Source organism: Roseovarius sp., assembly GCF_965228755.1.
Taxonomy (GTDB): domain Bacteria; phylum Pseudomonadota; class Alphaproteobacteria; order Rhodobacterales; family Rhodobacteraceae; genus Roseovarius.
On record NZ_CBDDIG010000002.1, the window covers coordinates 50,932 to 66,934 of the forward strand.

At 64.5% G+C, this 16,003-nt stretch carries 15 protein-coding genes; 8 read left to right on the top strand and 7 right to left on the bottom strand.

The features are described 5' to 3' along the window. Positions 1 to 19: 19 nt before the first annotated feature. Complete coding sequence (locus ACO07J_RS00385; protein ID WP_422025231.1) at positions 20 to 1,327, bottom strand: HlyD family type I secretion periplasmic adaptor subunit; 1,308 nt, start codon at positions 1,325 to 1,327, stop codon at positions 20 to 22. Further along, entirely contained in the window at positions 1,324 to 3,063 is a 1,740-nt protein-coding gene (locus ACO07J_RS00390; protein WP_422025233.1) for a type I secretion system permease/ATPase, read from the bottom strand. Before ACO07J_RS00390 ends, ACO07J_RS00385 begins: the two co-directional genes overlap by 4 nt. A 167-nt stretch (positions 3,064 to 3,230) precedes the next feature. Between ACO07J_RS00390 and ACO07J_RS00395 the strand changes: the two genes are divergently transcribed. Together ACO07J_RS00395 and ACO07J_RS00400 are read left to right on the top strand one after the other, a co-directional pair. Continuing rightward, the gene (locus ACO07J_RS00395; RefSeq protein ID WP_422025235.1) at positions 3,231 to 4,040 is read left to right on the top strand and encodes an MlaA family lipoprotein; all 810 of its coding nucleotides are present in this window, start codon (positions 3,231 to 3,233) and stop codon (positions 4,038 to 4,040) included. Then, a complete protein-coding gene (locus ACO07J_RS00400) occupies positions 4,030 to 4,635 on the top strand; it encodes an MlaC/ttg2D family ABC transporter substrate-binding protein (protein WP_422025627.1) in 606 nt (201 codons plus the stop codon). Before ACO07J_RS00395 ends, ACO07J_RS00400 begins: the two co-directional genes overlap by 11 nt. Before the next feature lie 220 nt (positions 4,636 to 4,855). Here the strand turns inward: ACO07J_RS00400 and ACO07J_RS00405 are convergent, their stop codons facing one another. Further along, positions 4,856 to 7,024, bottom strand: coding sequence for a transglycosylase domain-containing protein (locus tag ACO07J_RS00405; protein ID WP_422025237.1), 2,169 nt, complete (start codon positions 7,022 to 7,024; stop codon positions 4,856 to 4,858). A 246-nt stretch (positions 7,025 to 7,270) separates the two neighbouring features. Between ACO07J_RS00405 and ACO07J_RS00410 the strand changes: the two genes are divergently transcribed. The 3 genes from ACO07J_RS00410 (at position 7,271) to ACO07J_RS00420 (ending at position 10,237) form a co-directional block, all read left to right on the top strand. Beyond that, positions 7,271 to 7,609 (top strand): P-II family nitrogen regulator, encoded by a 339-nt coding sequence (locus tag ACO07J_RS00410; RefSeq protein WP_057812913.1) that lies wholly within the window; start codon positions 7,271 to 7,273, stop codon positions 7,607 to 7,609. A 31-nt stretch (positions 7,610 to 7,640) separates the two neighbouring features. After that, on the top strand, positions 7,641 to 8,972 hold the full coding sequence (locus tag ACO07J_RS00415) for an ammonium transporter (RefSeq protein ID WP_422025239.1): 1,332 nt from the start codon (positions 7,641 to 7,643) through the stop codon (positions 8,970 to 8,972). A gap of 152 nt (positions 8,973 to 9,124) precedes the next feature. Next, positions 9,125 to 10,237 carry a hypothetical protein gene (locus ACO07J_RS00420; RefSeq protein WP_422025241.1) on the top strand — a complete coding sequence of 371 codons (1,113 nt, stop codon included), beginning with the start codon at positions 9,125 to 9,127 and terminating at the stop codon, positions 10,235 to 10,237. A gap of 558 nt (positions 10,238 to 10,795) precedes the next feature. Here the strand turns inward: ACO07J_RS00420 and ACO07J_RS00425 are convergent. From ACO07J_RS00425 to ACO07J_RS00435, 3 genes are all read right to left on the bottom strand, one after another. Further along, positions 10,796 to 11,587 (bottom strand): endonuclease/exonuclease/phosphatase family protein, encoded by a 792-nt coding sequence (locus ACO07J_RS00425; RefSeq protein WP_422025629.1) that lies wholly within the window; start codon positions 11,585 to 11,587, stop codon positions 10,796 to 10,798. A gap of 31 nt (positions 11,588 to 11,618) precedes the next feature. Beyond that, positions 11,619 to 12,014 carry a RidA family protein gene (locus ACO07J_RS00430; protein WP_422025243.1) on the bottom strand — a complete coding sequence of 132 codons (396 nt, stop codon included), beginning with the start codon at positions 12,012 to 12,014 and terminating at the stop codon, positions 11,619 to 11,621. A gap of 205 nt (positions 12,015 to 12,219) precedes the next feature. Continuing rightward, on the bottom strand, positions 12,220 to 13,275 hold the full coding sequence (locus ACO07J_RS00435; RefSeq protein ID WP_422025245.1) for an aldo/keto reductase: 1,056 nt from the start codon (positions 13,273 to 13,275) through the stop codon (positions 12,220 to 12,222). A 120-nt stretch (positions 13,276 to 13,395) separates the two neighbouring features. Between ACO07J_RS00435 and ACO07J_RS00440 the strand changes: the two genes are divergently transcribed. The 3 genes from ACO07J_RS00440 to ACO07J_RS00450 all read left to right on the top strand — a co-directional run bounded on the left by ACO07J_RS00440 (position 13,396) and on the right by ACO07J_RS00450 (position 15,522). Next, a complete protein-coding gene (locus ACO07J_RS00440) occupies positions 13,396 to 14,286 on the top strand; it encodes a LysR family transcriptional regulator (protein WP_422025247.1) in 891 nt (296 codons plus the stop codon). A gap of 201 nt (positions 14,287 to 14,487) precedes the next feature. Then, complete coding sequence (locus ACO07J_RS00445; protein ID WP_422025249.1) at positions 14,488 to 14,730, top strand: Imm32 family immunity protein; 243 nt, start codon at positions 14,488 to 14,490, stop codon at positions 14,728 to 14,730. Between the two features lie 138 nt (positions 14,731 to 14,868). Beyond that, positions 14,869 to 15,522 (top strand): hypothetical protein, encoded by a 654-nt coding sequence (locus tag ACO07J_RS00450; RefSeq protein ID WP_422025251.1) that lies wholly within the window; start codon positions 14,869 to 14,871, stop codon positions 15,520 to 15,522. An 11-nt stretch (positions 15,523 to 15,533) separates the two neighbouring features. On the opposite strand, the gene ACO07J_RS00455 is transcribed toward ACO07J_RS00450, so the two are convergent. Beyond that, positions 15,534 to 15,953 carry a hypothetical protein gene (locus ACO07J_RS00455; protein WP_422025253.1) on the bottom strand — a complete coding sequence of 140 codons (420 nt, stop codon included), beginning with the start codon at positions 15,951 to 15,953 and terminating at the stop codon, positions 15,534 to 15,536. Positions 15,954 to 16,003: the final 50 nt, after the last annotated feature.

Sequence of the window (16,003 nt, forward strand, 5' to 3'; positions counted from 1 at the left end):
GGCCCACGGCCCGGCTCCGCTATTCCCGGAACGCCTTGTTGAAATAATCCGTCAGCGGCTTCACCAGGTAGGCGATCGGCGTCCGGTCCGCCGTGCGGATATAGGCCTCCACCGGCATGCCGGGAATTAGCGCCACGCCCTCGGGCAGCTTCGCCTGCTCCCCCTCGCTCAGCGCGATCTCGGCGCGGTAGAAGCTCCGCCGCGTCTCCTGCTCCTGGAAGGCATCGGCCGAGATCTGCATCACCGTCCCGGTCAGCTCGGGCGTCGTGCGCTGATCCAGCGCCGGAAAGCGCAGGATCACGTTCTGATCCAGGTACAGCTTGTCGATATGGATCGGGTCCACCTCGGCATTGATGATCAGCGGCCGGTCCTGCGGCACGATATACAGCAGCGGATCGGCCGGGCGCACCACGGCCCGCAGGGCGAACACCGTCAGGCCATAGACCACCCCGTCCACCGGCGCGCGGATATCCAGCCGGTTGAGCTGTTCCAGAAGCGCCCGCCGCTCCTCCAGCAGTTCCAGCTCGCGGTACTGGATGTCACGCAGGTTGGTGATCGCCTCCTCCCGCCGGCGCGAGCCCAGCTTGAGGATCTCCACCTCGATCTCGGTGATCCGGCCCGCTGCCTGCGCCTTCGAGGCGGCCAGCTCGCCCACCTGCCCGCTCAGCCGCGCCTGCTCGCGCTGCAGGCCCAGCACGCGGGTCGCCTGCGCCAGCCCCCGGTCGAGCAGCGATTGCTGATCTTCCAGCTCGCTCTCGATCAGTTCCAGCTGTCGCGCCAGCGCCTTTTCCTGCGCGGCGATCCCCTCGATCTGGTTGGCGATCTGCCCGCGCCGCTTCTCCAGCTGGTCGATCTCCTGCGCGATCGATTCCGACCGCGCCGCCATCAGCCGCGCCTGCCCCTGCATCAGCCCGGCCATCTCGGGCCGCTTCGCCGCCACCTCGACCAGAAGCGGATCGAAACTGATCTCTTCCGCCTCGTCGCGCTCGGCCTCCAGCCGGCCGCGCCGCGCCATGATCTCGAACAGCTCGTTCTCGGTGATCGCCAGCTTCGAGGCCAGCGCCGTCTCGTCCAGCCGGATCAGCACGTCGCCGGCCTTCACCCGGTCGCCCTCGTCCACCTCGATCGCGGCCACGACGCCGCCGTCGGGGTGCTGTACCACCTGCCGGTTCTGGTCCACCTCGATCCGCCCGGGCGCGATGATCGCCCCGGAAATCGTCGTCACACCCGCCCATGTCCCGAACCCGCCCACCAGCAGGATCAGCCCCACCAGCCCCACGGTCATCGGGCCACGCACCGACCAGCTGCGGCTTTCGGCGGCGCTCATTGCACACCCCCCGTGCCGCGCGCCTTGGCGATCTGTTCATGATTGTGAACGACCTGCTTCAACACCTCCTCCTTCGGCCCGAAGGCGCGCACCAGCCCGCCATCCAGCATCAGGATCCGGTCGCATTCCTGGATCGCGGCGGGCCGGTGCGCCATCACCAGCACCGACCGCTCCTGCGCCTTGAACCGCTTGATCGCGGCGTTCACGGCGGCGTTCCCTTCGTTGTCGAGGTTCGAATTCGGCTCGTCCAGCACGAGGATCACCGGGTCGCCATACATCGCTCTCGCCAGCCCGATCCGCTGCATCTGCCCGCCCGACAGCCGCGCGCTCGAGGCGGTGACGCGGGTGTCATACCCCTGCGGCAGCTTGAGGATCATCTCGTGCGCATCGGCCATCTTCGCCGCCGCCACCACCTGCGCGGCATCCGGCGCCTCGGCCAGCCGCGCGATATTGTCGGCGATCGTGCCGTCGAAAAGCTGCACCCGCTGCGGCAGGTAACCGATATGCTGGCCCAGCACCGCCGGCTCGTACTGGTCCAGCGCCGCGCCATCCAGCCGGATCGACCCGCCCGCCGGGCGCCAGACGCCGGTGATCGCTCGCGCCAGAGACGACTTGCCCGCCCCCGACGGCCCGATCACCCCCACCGCCTGCCCGGGCTCGACGGTAAAGCTGACGCCCCGCAGCGACGCCTGGCTCTCGCCCGGCGGGGCCACCGACATCCGCTGCACGTCCAGCCGCGCCATCGGCCGCGGCAGCGGCGTCTTCGGCGCCTCCGGCGGCACCGCCGACAGAAGCTCCTCGAGGTTCTGCCACCCCCGCATCGCCCGCTGCACCAGCGGCCACTGGGTGATCGCCTGTTCCACCGGCGCCAGCGCCCGGCCCAGCAGGATCGACCCGGCGATCATCGCCCCCGGCGTCAGCTCGCCCAGAAGCACCAGGTAGGCGCCCAGCCCCAGCATCGCCGATTGCAGGAACAGCCGGAACGCCCGCGTCGAGGTGGTGAAGGTGCCGCCAAGGTCCGACGCCTCGATCTGGCCGCGCAGCGCCCGCGACCGCGCCTCCTGCCACCGGCCGAAGGCCGCGTCGCGCATCCCCATCGCCTGCACCATTTCCGATTCGCTGCGGATCTGCTCGGCCACCTGCTCGGCCTGCACGACCGAGGCGTTGGCCTCCTGCAGCGGGTCGCGCGTCATTCTCTGGTTGACCACGGTGATCAGGACAAGCACGGCCCCGCCGACCACCGCCAGCGCGCCCAGCCACGGGTGAAAGATCCAGATGCCGGCAAGAAAGAACGGCGTCCATGGAATATCGAACACCGACATCAGCACCGGCGACGACATCAGCCGCTGCACCGCTTCCAGGTCGCGCAGCCCGGTGGCGCTGTTGGCATCCGGCGCCACCGCCGACTTGCGGATCACCGCGTCGAACACCCGCCGGTCGAGCCTTGCCTGGAACCGCGCGGCCACCCGCCCCATGATCCGCCCGCGGGCATAATCCAGCAGGCCCATCATGCAGTACAGGAACAGCACCAGCACCGACAGCGCGATCAGCGTCTCGACCGACCGGCTGCCCAGAACCCGGTCATAAACCTGCAGCATGTAAAGCGGCCCGGTCAGCATCAGCAGGTTGACGAAGAAGCTGAACAGCCCGACGAACCAGTACAGCCCCCGGCTCTCGTTCCGCGCGGCCCGAAGTTCCGCCCGCCCCCGCCGCACATCCTGCGAATGACTGGTCATGAAATCATGGCCCTCTTCTCGTCGGCCGATCTTGCAAAATACATCTATCCTGCCATAGACCTGATGTCGCCCGAGCGCCACATCTGTCTCGATCCTGCGGGGCGACTTCCGGGTGGAATGATCCTATAGTTTATGTACCGTTCTATTAACACGGTGGCTGCCAGTTCTTGACCTATCATCTTTCTCTCTCGCCCTCCCGCATCCTGCGCGCCGCGCTGGCCTTCCTGCTGGCCGCCGGCCTCGCCGCCTGTTCGGCGCCCGGTCCCGACCATCCGCAAGGCGCGCCCTGGGACCCGCATGAAGAGCGCAACCGCAAGATTCACAAGTTCAACAAGGGGCTGGACCGCAACCTGCTCCGCCCGGTCAGCCGCGGCTACAGCGCCTTCGTGCCCGATGACATCGAAACCGCAGTGTCGCGGTTTTCCTTCAACCTGTCGATCCCGCAGGCGGTGGTGAACAACATCCTCCAGGGGAACATGCGCGGCGCCACCGAAGACACCTACCGATTCGTCGTCAACACCACGATCGGGCTCGGCGGCTTCTTCGATCCGGCCACCGAACTGGGCATGCCGAAGGCCACCGACACCGATTTCGGCGAAACCCTGCACGTCTGGGGCGTGCCCGAGGGCGCCTATGTCGAGGCCCCCGTCTTCGGCCCCTCGACGGAACGCGACTATGCCGGCCGCTGGGTCGACCTGTTCACCAACCCGTTCAGATACATGCTCGAATCGCCCGAATCCTACATTCCCCCCTCGGCGCGGCTGTCCTCCACCCTGTCCCAGCGCGGCCGCTACGGCGACTCGATCGACGCGCTGCTCTACGACAGCGCCGACAGCTACGCGCAGGCCCGCTCACTTTATCTCCAGAATCGCAGGTTCAAGCTGGGCGGCACCTCGGGCGAGGCCTATGTTGATCCCTACGAAGACCCGTATGGCGCGACTTATGAGGACCCCTATGACGATCCGTATGCCGAGTGACCTGACCCGCCGCCGCCTGCTCGGCGCCGGCCTCGCCGCCACCACGGCGCTCGCCCTGCCACTGCCGGCCATGGCGCTGACCGACGCGTCGGCGAAGGCCCTCATCGACAAGGTCGTGGCCGAGATCAACAACGTCATCGCCTCGGGCAAGTCCCTTGGCGCCATGATCCAGGATTTCGAGCGCATCTTCGCCCGCTACGCCGACGTGAACATCATCGCCCAGTCCACCCTGGGCGCCGATTCCCGCCGCGCCAGCCCGGCCCAGATGCGCGCCTTCACCGACGCCTTCCGCGGCTACATCGCCCGCAAGTACGGCAAGCAGTTCCGCCAGTTCATCGGCGGCCGGATCGAGGTGACGGGCGTCCGCCAGGTGAAATCCTGGCACGAGGTCATCTCCACCGTCTACCTGCGCGGCGAGGCCCCGTTCGAGGTGCGCTTCCTGGTCTCCGACCGCTCCGGGCGCGACCTGTTCTTCGACATGCTGATCGAGGGCGTCAGCCTGCGCCTCTCCGAACGCACCGAGATCGGCGCCATGCTCGACGCCCGCCGCGGCAATATCGACGCCCTGATCCAGGACCTCCAGCGCGCCGGCTAGAGGGCTGTGCCTGCGCGGAATCCAGGGCGAAGCCCGCCGCGCATCGCCGGGCCGTCGCCACGGCACGGCGATTTGGTGAGGCAGGCGCAGCATCGGTAGGTCAGAGGTGCTTTGCGGGCATAAAGTGGCAATAGCAGCGTTGGTTCGCCGCACCACGGCCCGGCGATGCGCGGCTCCGGATCGCAAATGGCGGCCTGCGTACAGTGGATCGCCACGCCCCCTACCGGTTCCCCCCGCCCAGCAGATCCCGCAGGATACGCTCCACCGCGCTTTCCCCCCGGCCCTGCTGCGGCTGCTGCTGGGGTTGCTGCGGGCGCGGGTCGATATCGCGGTCGCTGGCCACGGGCTGCCCGCGCAGCATCGGCAAGGGCTTCGGCTCCAGCCCCTCATGCACCCGGATCATCACCTCGCGCCAGATCTCGGCCGGAAGCCCGCCGCCGGTCACCCCCTGCAGGGGCGAGTTGTCGTCGTATCCCATCCAGACACCCGCCACGTAATCCGCCGAGAACCCGAGGAACCACGCATCCCGCGCCGCCTGTGTCGTGCCGGTCTTGCCCGCCACCTCGCGGTCGGGCAGCTTCGCCCGCCCGCCGGTGCCGGTCGTCACCACCTGGTTCATCATGAACATCAGCTCCTTCGCGGCCTCCTCGCGGATCACCCGCTCGCCGATGCCGCCGCCGGCGCCCATCATCGGCTCCTCCTCGCCCAGAAGCGACAGCTCCACCAGCCCATAAGGCGTCACCGACGACCCGCCGTTCAGGATGCCCGCATAGGCCCCGGTCATCTCCAGAAGCGTGCTTTCCGACGCCCCCAGCGCCAGCGCCGGGCCGTCGGCCAGGCTGCTCTCGATCCCGAAATCCGAGGCGACCTTGCGCACCTGCTCGCGCCCCACCGCCTCCGACACCTTCACCGCCGGCACGTTGAGCGACCGCCTGAGCGCATCGGCCAGCGTCACCCGGCCGTAATGCTTGCGGGTATAGTTCTCCGGGCACCACCGGCCCGAGCCGGGGATGTTCAGGCAGTAGGGCTCGTCCACCACCGTCGAATTGTAGCTGTAGCCCAGCTCGAGCGCCGTGGCATAGACGAAGGGCTTGAAGGCCGAGCCGGTCTGCCGGTTGGCCATGGTCGCCCGGTTGAACGCCCCCGTCACCTTGGTCTTGCGCCCGCCCACCATGGCGCGCACGGCGCCGTCGGCCGACATCACCACGATCGCCGCCTGCGCCTTGGAACCGTCCTTCACCTTCTCGTCGAACACCGCCTGAAGCGCCTCCTCGGCGGCGCGCTGGATGCGCTGGTCGAGCGTGGTGCTGATCAGCACGTCCTCGGTCGTGTCGCGGGTGAAGAAGTCGGGCCCCGATTCCATCACCCAGTCCGCGAAATACCCGCCGGTCTGGGCCTCCGCCGCCTCCGACAGCATGGCGGGGTTGTTCTGCGCCTCCTCCATCTCGGCCTCGCTCAGGTAGCCCTGCTGGTACATCAGCCGCAGCACCGTCGCCGCCCGGTCATGCGACCGCTCGAGATTCGTCGTCGGCGCCAGCCGCGTCGGCGCGGTCAGCAACCCGGCCATGATCGCGGCCTCCTGCGGGGTCAGCTCGGCGGCGTGCTTGCCGAAATACCGCTGCGCCGCGGCCTCGGCCCCGAACGCCCCGCTGCCCATGTAGGCCCGGTTCAGGTAGATCGAGAGGATCTCGTTCTTGGTGTACTTGGCCTCCATCGCCAGCGCATAGATCGCCTCCTTCGCCTTCCGCCAAAGCGACCCGCGGCGGCAATCCTGCACGTAATCCTGCTCGCTCTCCCAGAGGTTCTTGTCGTATTTCACCCCAAGGCACAAAAGCTTCGCGGTCTGCTGCGTGATGGTCGAGCCGCCATGCCCCGACAGCGGCCCCCGCCCCTCGCTCAGGTTGATCCGCACCGCCCCGGCCACGCCGCGCGGGCTGATCCCGAAATGCCGGTAGAACCGCTTGTCCTCGGTGGCGACCACGGCGTTCTTCAGGTGCGGGCTCACCGTCTCGGCGGTCACCACGCCGCCGAACTGGTCGCCGCGCCAGGCAAAGACCTCGCCGTCGCGATCCCGCAGGGTGACCGAGCCGCGCGCCCGCCCGTCCAGCAACTCGCGCACATCCGGCAGGGTCGAATAGGTATAGAGCACGGCCATGCCGATGATCAGCACCACCACCGCCGTGATCCGCCAGGTCGCGGCCCAGATCAGCCGGAAGATCCAGCCGAAAAGGCCCCCGAACAGCCGCACGACCAATGGCGACCGGCGCCCGCTCTTGCGTTTCGGCGCCGCCTTGCGCCTTGTTGACTTGGTGGCCTGCGGCTTCGCCGTCTTTTTCCTGCGCCGATCGTCCGCGACAAGACGCGGATTCTTCCGACCATTATTGCTCATGCTCGCCCCATTCGGATCTTGCCCGATGTCCGGATATTAAACCGCCTTCCGGACAAAGTTGACCCCTGCTTTGTCTTTTTGAACAGCCTATTTTCTAGGCATACAGATTTTACCGCTCATTTTTTGAGCACCCTGCCCGTTTCCATCGCGCCTCACCGCCCGAGTCATCTTCCGCACCCCCGGCCAGGCGGCTTTTCTGCAGGTGCAAAACTAACCCTTGCACTGAGAATCCGAAAGGGGTGTCCTGTGAAACTCATTGTAGCAACCATCAAGCCGTTCAAGCTTGAGGATGTTCGCGAAGCGCTGACCGAGATCGGCGTCCGCGGCATGATGGTGACCGAGATTAAGGGCTTCGGCGCCCAGTCCGGCCACACCGAAATCTACCGCGGCGCCGAATACGCCGTGAACTTTGTCCCGAAAATCAAGCTCGAGGTCGCCGTCTCCGCATCGATGGCCGACCAGGTGATCGAAACCATCGCCAAGACCGCCCGCACCGGCAAGATCGGCGACGGCAAGATTTTCGTGCTCGACATCGGACAGGCCATGCGCGTGCGCACCGGCGAAACCAACGAAGACGCGCTGTAAACACCGCGTGCAGGGAAAGGAGCTCTATCAAATGAAACGTCTTACCAAACTCGGGCTTGGGGCCGCGGCACTGACCGCGCTGCCGTCACTCGCCCTCGCCCAGGACGCCGCGGCGCCGGGCTTCGACGAAATCGGCCCGTACATCATGACCACCCTGCTGTTCTGCATGGCAGGCTTCCTGGTGTTCTTCATGGCCTGCGGCTTCGCCATGCTCGAGGGCGGGCTGGTCCGTTCCAAGAACGTCACCATGCAGATGACCAAGAACATCGCCCTCTACTCCTTCGCGGCGATCATGTACTGGCTCATCGGCTTCAACCTGATGTACCCGGGCGACAGCTGGATCATGGCCGGCTGGGTCGGTCCCTTCTTCTCGACCACCGTGCTCGATCCGGTGGGCGTGGCCGCGGCCGACGCGGCGCTCGACTATGCCTCGATTGGCTCGGACTTCTTCTTCCAGCTGGTCTTCGTCGCCGCCACCGCCTCGATCGTGTCGGGCGCGCTGGCGGAACGCATCAAGCTGTGGCCCTTCCTCGTCTTCACCATCGTGCTGACCGGCGTGCTCTACCCGATCTCCGGCTCCTGGCAGTGGGGCGGCGGCTGGCTGTCCGAGATGGGCTTCTCCGACTTCGCAGGCTCCACCGTGGTCCACTCCGTGGGTGGCTGGGCCGCGCTGGCCGGTGCCATCGTGCTGGGCCCCCGGATCGGCAAGTACAGCAAGGACGGCAAGGTCATCCCGATCCCGGGCTCGAACCTCGCGCTCGCCACGCTGGGCACGTTCATCCTGTGGCTGGGTTGGTTCGGCTTCAACGGCGGCTCGCAGCTTGCCATGGGCACCGTGGGTGACGTGTCGGACGTCTCGCGCATCTTCGCCAACACCAACATGGCCGCAGCAGCCGGCGCCGTCACCGCGCTGATCCTGACCCAGGTCATGTACAAGAAGCCCGACCTGACCATGGTGCTCAACGGCGCCCTGGCGGGCCTCGTGTCGATCACGGCCGAACCCCTCGCGCCCTCGCTCTTCGGCGCGCTCTGGATCGGGGCCATCGGCGGTGTCATCGTGGTGCTGACCGTGCCGATGCTCGACAAGATGAAGATCGACGACGTCGTCGGCGCCATCCCGGTCCACCTTTTCGCGGGCATCTGGGGCACCATCGCCGTGGTCTTCTACAACGGTGAGGCCAGCATCGTGACACAGATCACCGGCATCCTCGCCTACGGCGTGTTCACCTTCGTCGCCAGCCTCGTGCTCTGGCTTGTCCTCAAGGCCGTGATGGGCCTCCGGGTGAGCGAAGAGGCCGAGATCGCCGGCCTCGACATGAGCGAGCTGGGCATGGAAGCCTACCCCGAGTTCTCCAACGCTTGATAAAGCGTCTTTCCTGGAGCAACTTCCCCCGGGCTTCGGCCCGGGGTTTTTTTATGCCGGTCCGCGCCTGCCGCGCAAACCCGCGCATCCTCCCCGACGACGGAACGCAAGGCGGGGGATGCGCGTTGCCTTCAGAAAGAAAGGCACATCACATGACCAGGATTTTTCTCGGCACCGCCCTCGCACTCGCCCTCGGGTCCACCTCCCTGACCGCCGCCCCGATCCACGGGCAAGCCCCCCTGAACGGCATCGACACCGCCCCCGACCAGCAGATCTGGCTGGCCGACGCCAAGGGCAAGGGCAAGGCCAAGGGCCCGGCAAAGGCCAAGGGCAACGCCAAGGTCAAGAAAAAGCAGGTCAAGGCCAACGGCAATGCCGACAAGGCCAAGGGGAAACCCGAACAGGCCGTGCAGAAATCGAATGGCAACGCCGACAAGGCCAAGGGCAAGCCCGAACAGGCCGTGCAGAAATCCAACGGCAACGCCGACAAGGCCAAGGGCAAGCCCGAACACGCCGCGCAGAAATCCGACGGCAACGCCGCCCAGGCGTCGAACGGCAAGAACAAGAACATGCGCGTCAAGGCCTTCACCCCGGACGAACGCGAAAATGCCGTCACCCGCCTGCTCTCGACATCCGCGCCCGACGGCCGCGACATGACGCGCGTGCTGGCGGCCACCGGTCTTGCGCTGGCCACCCCGCAACTCGTCATCGCCGACGTGCCCCGGAACGAGCTGATCACCTACGCCAACTGCCCGCCGGGCCTGGCCAAGAAGAACCCGCCCTGCGTGCCCCCCGGCCTCGCCAGGGACGGCGTCAGCTACGAGGACTGGGTCTCCTACGACCCGGACCGCTATGATTCCCTCTGGATCGACCGCCGCGACTCGTGGCTCGGCTCCGGCTACGATGTCGATCCGAACCCCGACTACCTGCTGCTGCAATCCGACCAGATCGCCTCGCTCTACGGCCTCTCCCCCGCCCCGGGCGGCCAGCGCTACGGCCTGATCGACGGCATGCCCGTGCTGCTGGACGATGACGATTACACCTCGCTCATGGTGGTCAACCAGCTCGCCCAGGTGCCCAACCTCGGCGGCGTGCCCATCGCCCCGACAGCAGCCCTGACGCAGGACGAGCTGATCAGCCTCTACCGCCTGCCCCAGCCGGGCCCGGACCAGAGCTACGCCGTGCTGAACGGCCAGCTCGTGCAGCTCGACAACTCGGAATACGACCTGCTCCAGATGCTCCGCGTCGCGCGGGCGGTTCTGTAGGGGATCGGGCGACGCTGCCCGCCCCCAGGGCCTCGCAACGGTTACAGCCGCCGGTCAACCGGCGGCTGTTTGCGGTTTGACCGGCTAAAGCACGTGAATATCGTCAAGGACCAACACCAGACGACCGTCATTCTGAAGGATTTCAAAGGTCGCGGTAAGATCGGACCACTCTCAGCACCCTGAGGATTGGGCCCGAACCGGACCTCCGCCACGCCGTGAAAGAAGGTCGGTAACGCGGACAGAATGGTCAGTGATTCCCGACGGTGCGAAGCCGCGCATCGACGGGCCGTGGTGCGGCGAACCAACGATGGTAGCTGCCACTTTATCCCTGCCAAGCACGTCCAACCCACGAGCGTGGCACTCCAACTGCCAAATCGCCGTGCCGTCGGGGCGGCCCGTCGATGCGCGGCGGGCTTCGCCCTGGATTCCGCGCAGGCGCTTCATCGGTAGGTCGATTTGGGCTCAAGACGAACCTCCACCGCGCCCCGCATGAAGCTCGGCAACGCCGACAAACCTCCCGTCCGAACCGTCGGCTAGAATGCCCGCTATCAAAGCCGGCTACACGTCCAAAACAAGCGGGCAGTGATCTGACACTTCCGGATCATACACCACGTCAAAACTCTTCACCGCGTCCTCGCGGTCGATCAGCATGTAGTCGGCAAATCGCCCCGGTTTCCTGTAATGTGAACTCCGCGTGCTGTCGAAGCCGCGCCCCGTCACCAGTTCGGTCAGCCCGGCACGCCTGAGGATCGAAAGCGTTTCGCTGCCCGGCTCGACGTTGAAATCACCGCAGATCACCGTGAGATCCTCCGGCCCCGTCAGGCTGCGCGACATGTCGAGCAGCCTGTGCGCCTGCGTCGCCCGCTCTGGCGTATCCATCTTGCCGTTCAGGTCGCGCAACCCGTGCATATGCGTGACGCTCACGGCTCGACCGGCGTCGTGATCCCACACCCTGACCCCATGAGCGCTGCGTGAACGCGGGTGATCGCCGTAACCGGCGGGGGAATAATCCTTGTGAACGAAGCCCTGCACCTGTCCGATGATCGGAAAAGAGCGATGTACGAAAGTCGCAAGCCCCCATTGCGACGGGATCGAGTTCTCGCCGTCCCAAAGCACCCCTTGCGCGGCCGGACAAAAGATCGCGACATGCTCCGGCAGCGCGGCGCCGACATCGCGAAACAGGTTGGCGCGTTGCGGCAGATCGTGATCGCCGTCCCGATAGGTCAGCCAGTCCTTTCGGGACGCGGGGCTGTGGATGACCTCCTGCAAGCACAGAATGTCGGGAGATGTCGCAGAGAGGTATGAGAGCAGCGCCTCATGGAGTCTTCCACCCCAGCCATTCAGACACATCACCTTCAATCCCGCACCCCAACCTTTCCCGTCAACTGATACCGGCACGTTGGCAGATAATGCGGATTTCCACCAATGTCCCCTCGGTGATCAACTCCGTCGTACCGATGCAGGACCAGGCGGGATAGGGCGCGGCGATGAAGGCGTCCTTGACTTTGACGAACGCGTCGAGGTGCTTCCGAAGATCGACGTGATAGGTCATCATTTCGACGATGTCCTTCCAATCCAGACCTCCGGCGCCGAGCGTCTCTCCCAGGAACGTGAAGGCGTCGCGGAACTGTTCCTCCGGGTCATGCGCAACGGTGCCATCGGGCCGACACCCCGTGACCCCTGAAAAGAAGACATACCCGCCAGTGTCGAGCCCGGGCGCCAGATGCCATTCATCGTGGAAACGGGAAAACGCGGGTGCCGAGAAAATCTTTCGCATGTTGCCTCCAGATCCCTTTGTACTCCCGTCCACGCCATGTTTGGCAAGTTTTCGAACAGGCCTTCCAGGGCAACTCTCAGGCTGGGGAGTAAAGCGTCTGTGACCTCGTGCGCATTGACGTAAAAGGCCGACGAAAACAGCACAGTCCTAACCGCCCCGCAGCCGGGCAACGGGGCATTGCACGTTTCGTGGCCACGTACATGCTTCAGCCCTGACGCGTTTCGATGGACATTCCTCCGTAAATGTTCCGGCGGATGGATGGGCGGACAAGGAAGTCATGGGGAAAACCCATGGGCACAGCACTGACGGCCTCCAGACGGCGAAGGTGTTCCGGGCTCAGCTCCACCTCAAGTGCCGTCAGATTGGCGTCCAGTTGCTGCGCTGTGCGTGCACCAATGAGAGGCGCGGCCATTCCGGGCCTGGTAAGCAGCCAGGCCAGTGCGACAGCCGACGGTTGAACTTCCAGTTCTGATGCGACGGCTTTGACAACATTCACGATGTCAAAGCTACGCTTCCTCACAGGTCCGGCCTCCAATACGATTGAGGCACGGCCTGCTTCGTTCGTATCGTTATGGCTCAGATCCTGAGGATTGTACTTTCCGCTTAGCAGCCCGCTTGCCAAGGGCGACCATGGAACGATGCCCATCCCCATTTCGCAGGCCATCGGCACGAGATCACGTTCGACCGTTCGCTCGATGAGATTGTATTCGAGTTGCATGGCGATCAGCGGGGCCCATCCGCGAAGGTCCGAGATGGCCTGCATGCGACTTGCCTGCCAGGCGGGAATATCGGAAAGACCCAGGTAGATCACCTTTCCGGCCGAAACGAGATCGTCCATGGCGCGCAGAACCTCTTCCACAGGTGTGGTGAAGTCCCAGGCGTGAAGGTAGAGCAAATCGATGTAGTCTGTCTCCAGGCGGCGCAAGCTGTCTTCCACCGCACGGACCATCGACAATCGACTGTTCCCACCCGAGTTCGGATCGCCCGGCCGCATGGCCAAAGTGTATTTCGTTGCGATGACCAGGCGTTGGCGACGCCCTTTTGCAAACTTGCCGAGCATCTTTTCGGAGGTGCCGCCGGTATAGTAATTCGCGGTATCGAGGCAGTTCCCACCGCGATCGACGTACATTTCGAAAAGTGCCCGCGCGTCCTCCTCCCTTGCGCCGAATCCCCACTCGGTTCCGAAGGTCATTGTGCCAAGGGCCAGTGGCGAGATCTTCAGCCCGGAACGGCCAAGTAAACGATAATCATCCAGTTTCATTCGATTTCTCCCAGCGCTGGAACGTTCGAAAAGCAGTCGCGTCTGGACTGGAAGATGCAACTCATGCACTCTGTCTTGAATACTTTCATTTGATCATTGAGCATGAAGTGAGGCTTCACAATGGATCCGAGGGACATCGCCGAACTACAAGCGCTTCTGGCCATTCTGGATGAGGGCAACTTCGCTCGCGCTGCCAGTAGGATCGGCGTCACTCCTTCTGCAATGAGCCAGACCATCCGGCGCCTCGAAGATCGTCTTGGGCAACGCCTGCTAAACCGGACGACGCGAAGCACGCAAGCCACGGAAGCTGGCTTGCAGCTGGCCGAGCAGGTAAGGCCGGCGCTTGCTGCCATTGCCGCGGCTCAAGCGGAAATCGCCTCGCGTTCAGGCAGGGTCACCGGCCGGCTACGGATCAATGTTTCCCGCGCGGTGGCCGTCCATGTCCTGGCGCCACTTTTGCCGGCCTTTGCCGCACAACACCCCGGCATCGAGACTGTAACCATGATATCCGAGCACTTGGACGACATTGTCGCGACCGGCTGCGATGCGGGTATCCGGCCGGGTGGCGCCATCGAACGCGACATGGTGACGGTTCCGATGAATCCTTCACTTCGATGGATAGCAATCGCATCTCCGGGCTACCTCTCGACCGCCGGTGTCCCACAGCACCCGCGCGACCTTGTTCACCACCAATGCTTGAACATGAGCTGGCCGAACGGCGGGCCGGTGTATCGCTGGGAGTTTCGGCGCGGAAAAGAGCAATTCACGATCGCAGTTCGGGGACCGCTTTGTACCGATGATGCGACGATGCGTTTATCCTCGGTGGAGGCCGGGCTGGGAATAGGCTACTTTCTCGACATTGAGGCTCGCGACTTGCTGCAACAAGGTAAGGCGGTTGAGGTCCTCTCCGAGTGGTGCCCCAGGGAACCGGGGTTCAGGCTGTACTTTCCCGGGAACCGATTGGTAACGCCACCGTTACGTGCATTCCTCGATTTCATTCGAACGAAATAACCTGTTCCGACGGACTATCTGAACATGCACTCCGTCCTTCGGGGACGCTCGTCGGTCACCGGTGCCGTCACGGCCCTGCCCCGGTCGGATCATGGGAGAGCGTATCGAGCGCCGTTGACGAACCAAGACCTTCCAGCCGCGAATTATGTTCGCAGTACTATCTCAGTTAATGAAATCCGAAATGTGTGGAGCACCCAAGCAATGATCACAGTTGAGATTGTCGACAACGAGATGGCTGAAATGCATCTGGATAGACTGGGGATCCAGCAATTGATACATCATCTCGAACAACTGAAGGATCGAGAAACCGACGACCATGTCCACCTGATGACCGCTGAATGGGGCGGCGGTGAACTTGGCAGCGACCTGCAGAACACCGACCCTTCGGCACAACTCGTCCAGAAACTGACTGTGTACTACTGGACTCGCATACCAGAGTCTTGAGCCGGAATGGGGCCTTCAACGCCAACCCCTCCGCTCATACCAGTTCCGGATAGTCCAAGCCTATGCCAAAGGCAGCGGCTATGATGAGGAACTGAATCGCGTCCTGCCTGGGCGGCAGCGTGTCATTGGGAGGCCAATATGCAGTGCTTGTATCGCTTGATTTTTGCCGGGTTTCTGACCGGCCTTCCGGCCGGTGATCTTGCATTGGCGGCAGAGGAGCCCGACTGCACGGACTACCGGGACAAGCGTGGCCTCGACGCGCGCGAAATTCAGTTCTGCGAGGCTCTATCGATCAAGCAGCGCTATCTGGAAGGCGTGACTTTCGTGGAAGCACTGCCGGCCGTGTCCGATGGCCGGGCTCTTGACGTCCGCAAAAAAACGACCAGCCGCTTCTCGAGCGGCGGAACGACCGAAATCGGTGGAACGGTATCGATCGGCAAGTTGACCGGCATGCGGCGCTTCACCTTGGCGACCACGAATAACACGCTCTACTATGACAGGACGGTGCGGGTTTCGGGCACGGTCTCGGCCAGCGAAGGCCGCCTGGCAATCTACGGTCCGGTCGATGTCAATTTCTGGGAAATGGCCGCGTTGTTCGTGGATGATCCCATCAGGCGCGAGCCCGCACCCGACAGCCTCGTGCTGAAAGGCTACGTCGTTACCGAAGTTGCCCCCGGCCCGGCGATGCCGTTTTCCACCGAGTTGATGGCGTTTGGCGGCGACTACAGTCTCCTGCTCGGCGCACTCGACGGGGAAGCTTCCGGCATCGAGATCGAGTTGGAAGACGAGTGAACATCGCCCGGTCAGGGTGTTGGGGTCCGCCGCGATGCAATCATGTTCAGGATTGGCAGACCGAGGACAACCAATAGAGTGACGCTGATGTGGGCCAACAAATACCAGGAACCAGCGGAGTCGAATGCCCGCCAGAACGCGAACAGCATTGTCCAGACGATGAGCGCCCAGGCCAGGGGGATAGCAGCCAGCAGAACGCACAGGATGCCCCAGCGCTGCCCCAGCAGAAGGCCGACACATCCCAGCACGCCCATCACACCGCCCAACCGGGTCGACCAGAGGGTCAGCCCGTCAACGCCGGAATGAACGAGCAACCGGATGGGATCACCGGCTTGCGGCGTTTCGGCGGCGATGGTCCTGAAGCCATGAACGAGTTGACCGATCCCGTACCCGCTGAGCAGCAGCAGATACCACCCCAGCGCAGCGAGCACGGCTGCATGAAAGAGGGATATGTGCCGCCAACTGCTTAACAATCGGACGG

What these genes read in the sequence shown, in the direction of transcription:
- ACO07J_RS00415 (WP_422025239.1), top strand. Translation starts at nt 7,641, where the DNA reads ATGAAACGTCTTACCAAACTCGGGCTTGGGGCCGCGGCACTGACCGCG.
- ACO07J_RS00405 (WP_422025237.1), bottom strand. Translation starts at nt 7,024, where the DNA reads ATGAGCAATAATGGTCGGAAGAATCCGCGTCTTGTCGCGGACGATCGG.
- ACO07J_RS00445 (WP_422025249.1), top strand. Translation starts at nt 14,488, where the DNA reads ATGATCACAGTTGAGATTGTCGACAACGAGATGGCTGAAATGCATCTG.
- ACO07J_RS00440 (WP_422025247.1), top strand. Translation starts at nt 13,396, where the DNA reads ATGGATCCGAGGGACATCGCCGAACTACAAGCGCTTCTGGCCATTCTG.
- ACO07J_RS00450 (WP_422025251.1), top strand. Translation starts at nt 14,869, where the DNA reads ATGCAGTGCTTGTATCGCTTGATTTTTGCCGGGTTTCTGACCGGCCTT.
- ACO07J_RS00400 (WP_422025627.1), top strand. Translation starts at nt 4,030, where the DNA reads ATGCCGAGTGACCTGACCCGCCGCCGCCTGCTCGGCGCCGGCCTCGCC.
- ACO07J_RS00430 (WP_422025243.1), bottom strand. Translation starts at nt 12,014, where the DNA reads ATGCGAAAGATTTTCTCGGCACCCGCGTTTTCCCGTTTCCACGATGAA.
- ACO07J_RS00390 (WP_422025233.1), bottom strand. Translation starts at nt 3,063, where the DNA reads ATGACCAGTCATTCGCAGGATGTGCGGCGGGGGCGGGCGGAACTTCGG.
- ACO07J_RS00435 (WP_422025245.1), bottom strand. Translation starts at nt 13,275, where the DNA reads ATGAAACTGGATGATTATCGTTTACTTGGCCGTTCCGGGCTGAAGATC.
- ACO07J_RS00425 (WP_422025629.1), bottom strand. Translation starts at nt 11,587, where the DNA reads ATGTGTCTGAATGGCTGGGGTGGAAGACTCCATGAGGCGCTGCTCTCA.
- ACO07J_RS00420 (WP_422025241.1), top strand. Translation starts at nt 9,125, where the DNA reads ATGACCAGGATTTTTCTCGGCACCGCCCTCGCACTCGCCCTCGGGTCC.
- ACO07J_RS00385 (WP_422025231.1), bottom strand. Translation starts at nt 1,327, where the DNA reads ATGAGCGCCGCCGAAAGCCGCAGCTGGTCGGTGCGTGGCCCGATGACC.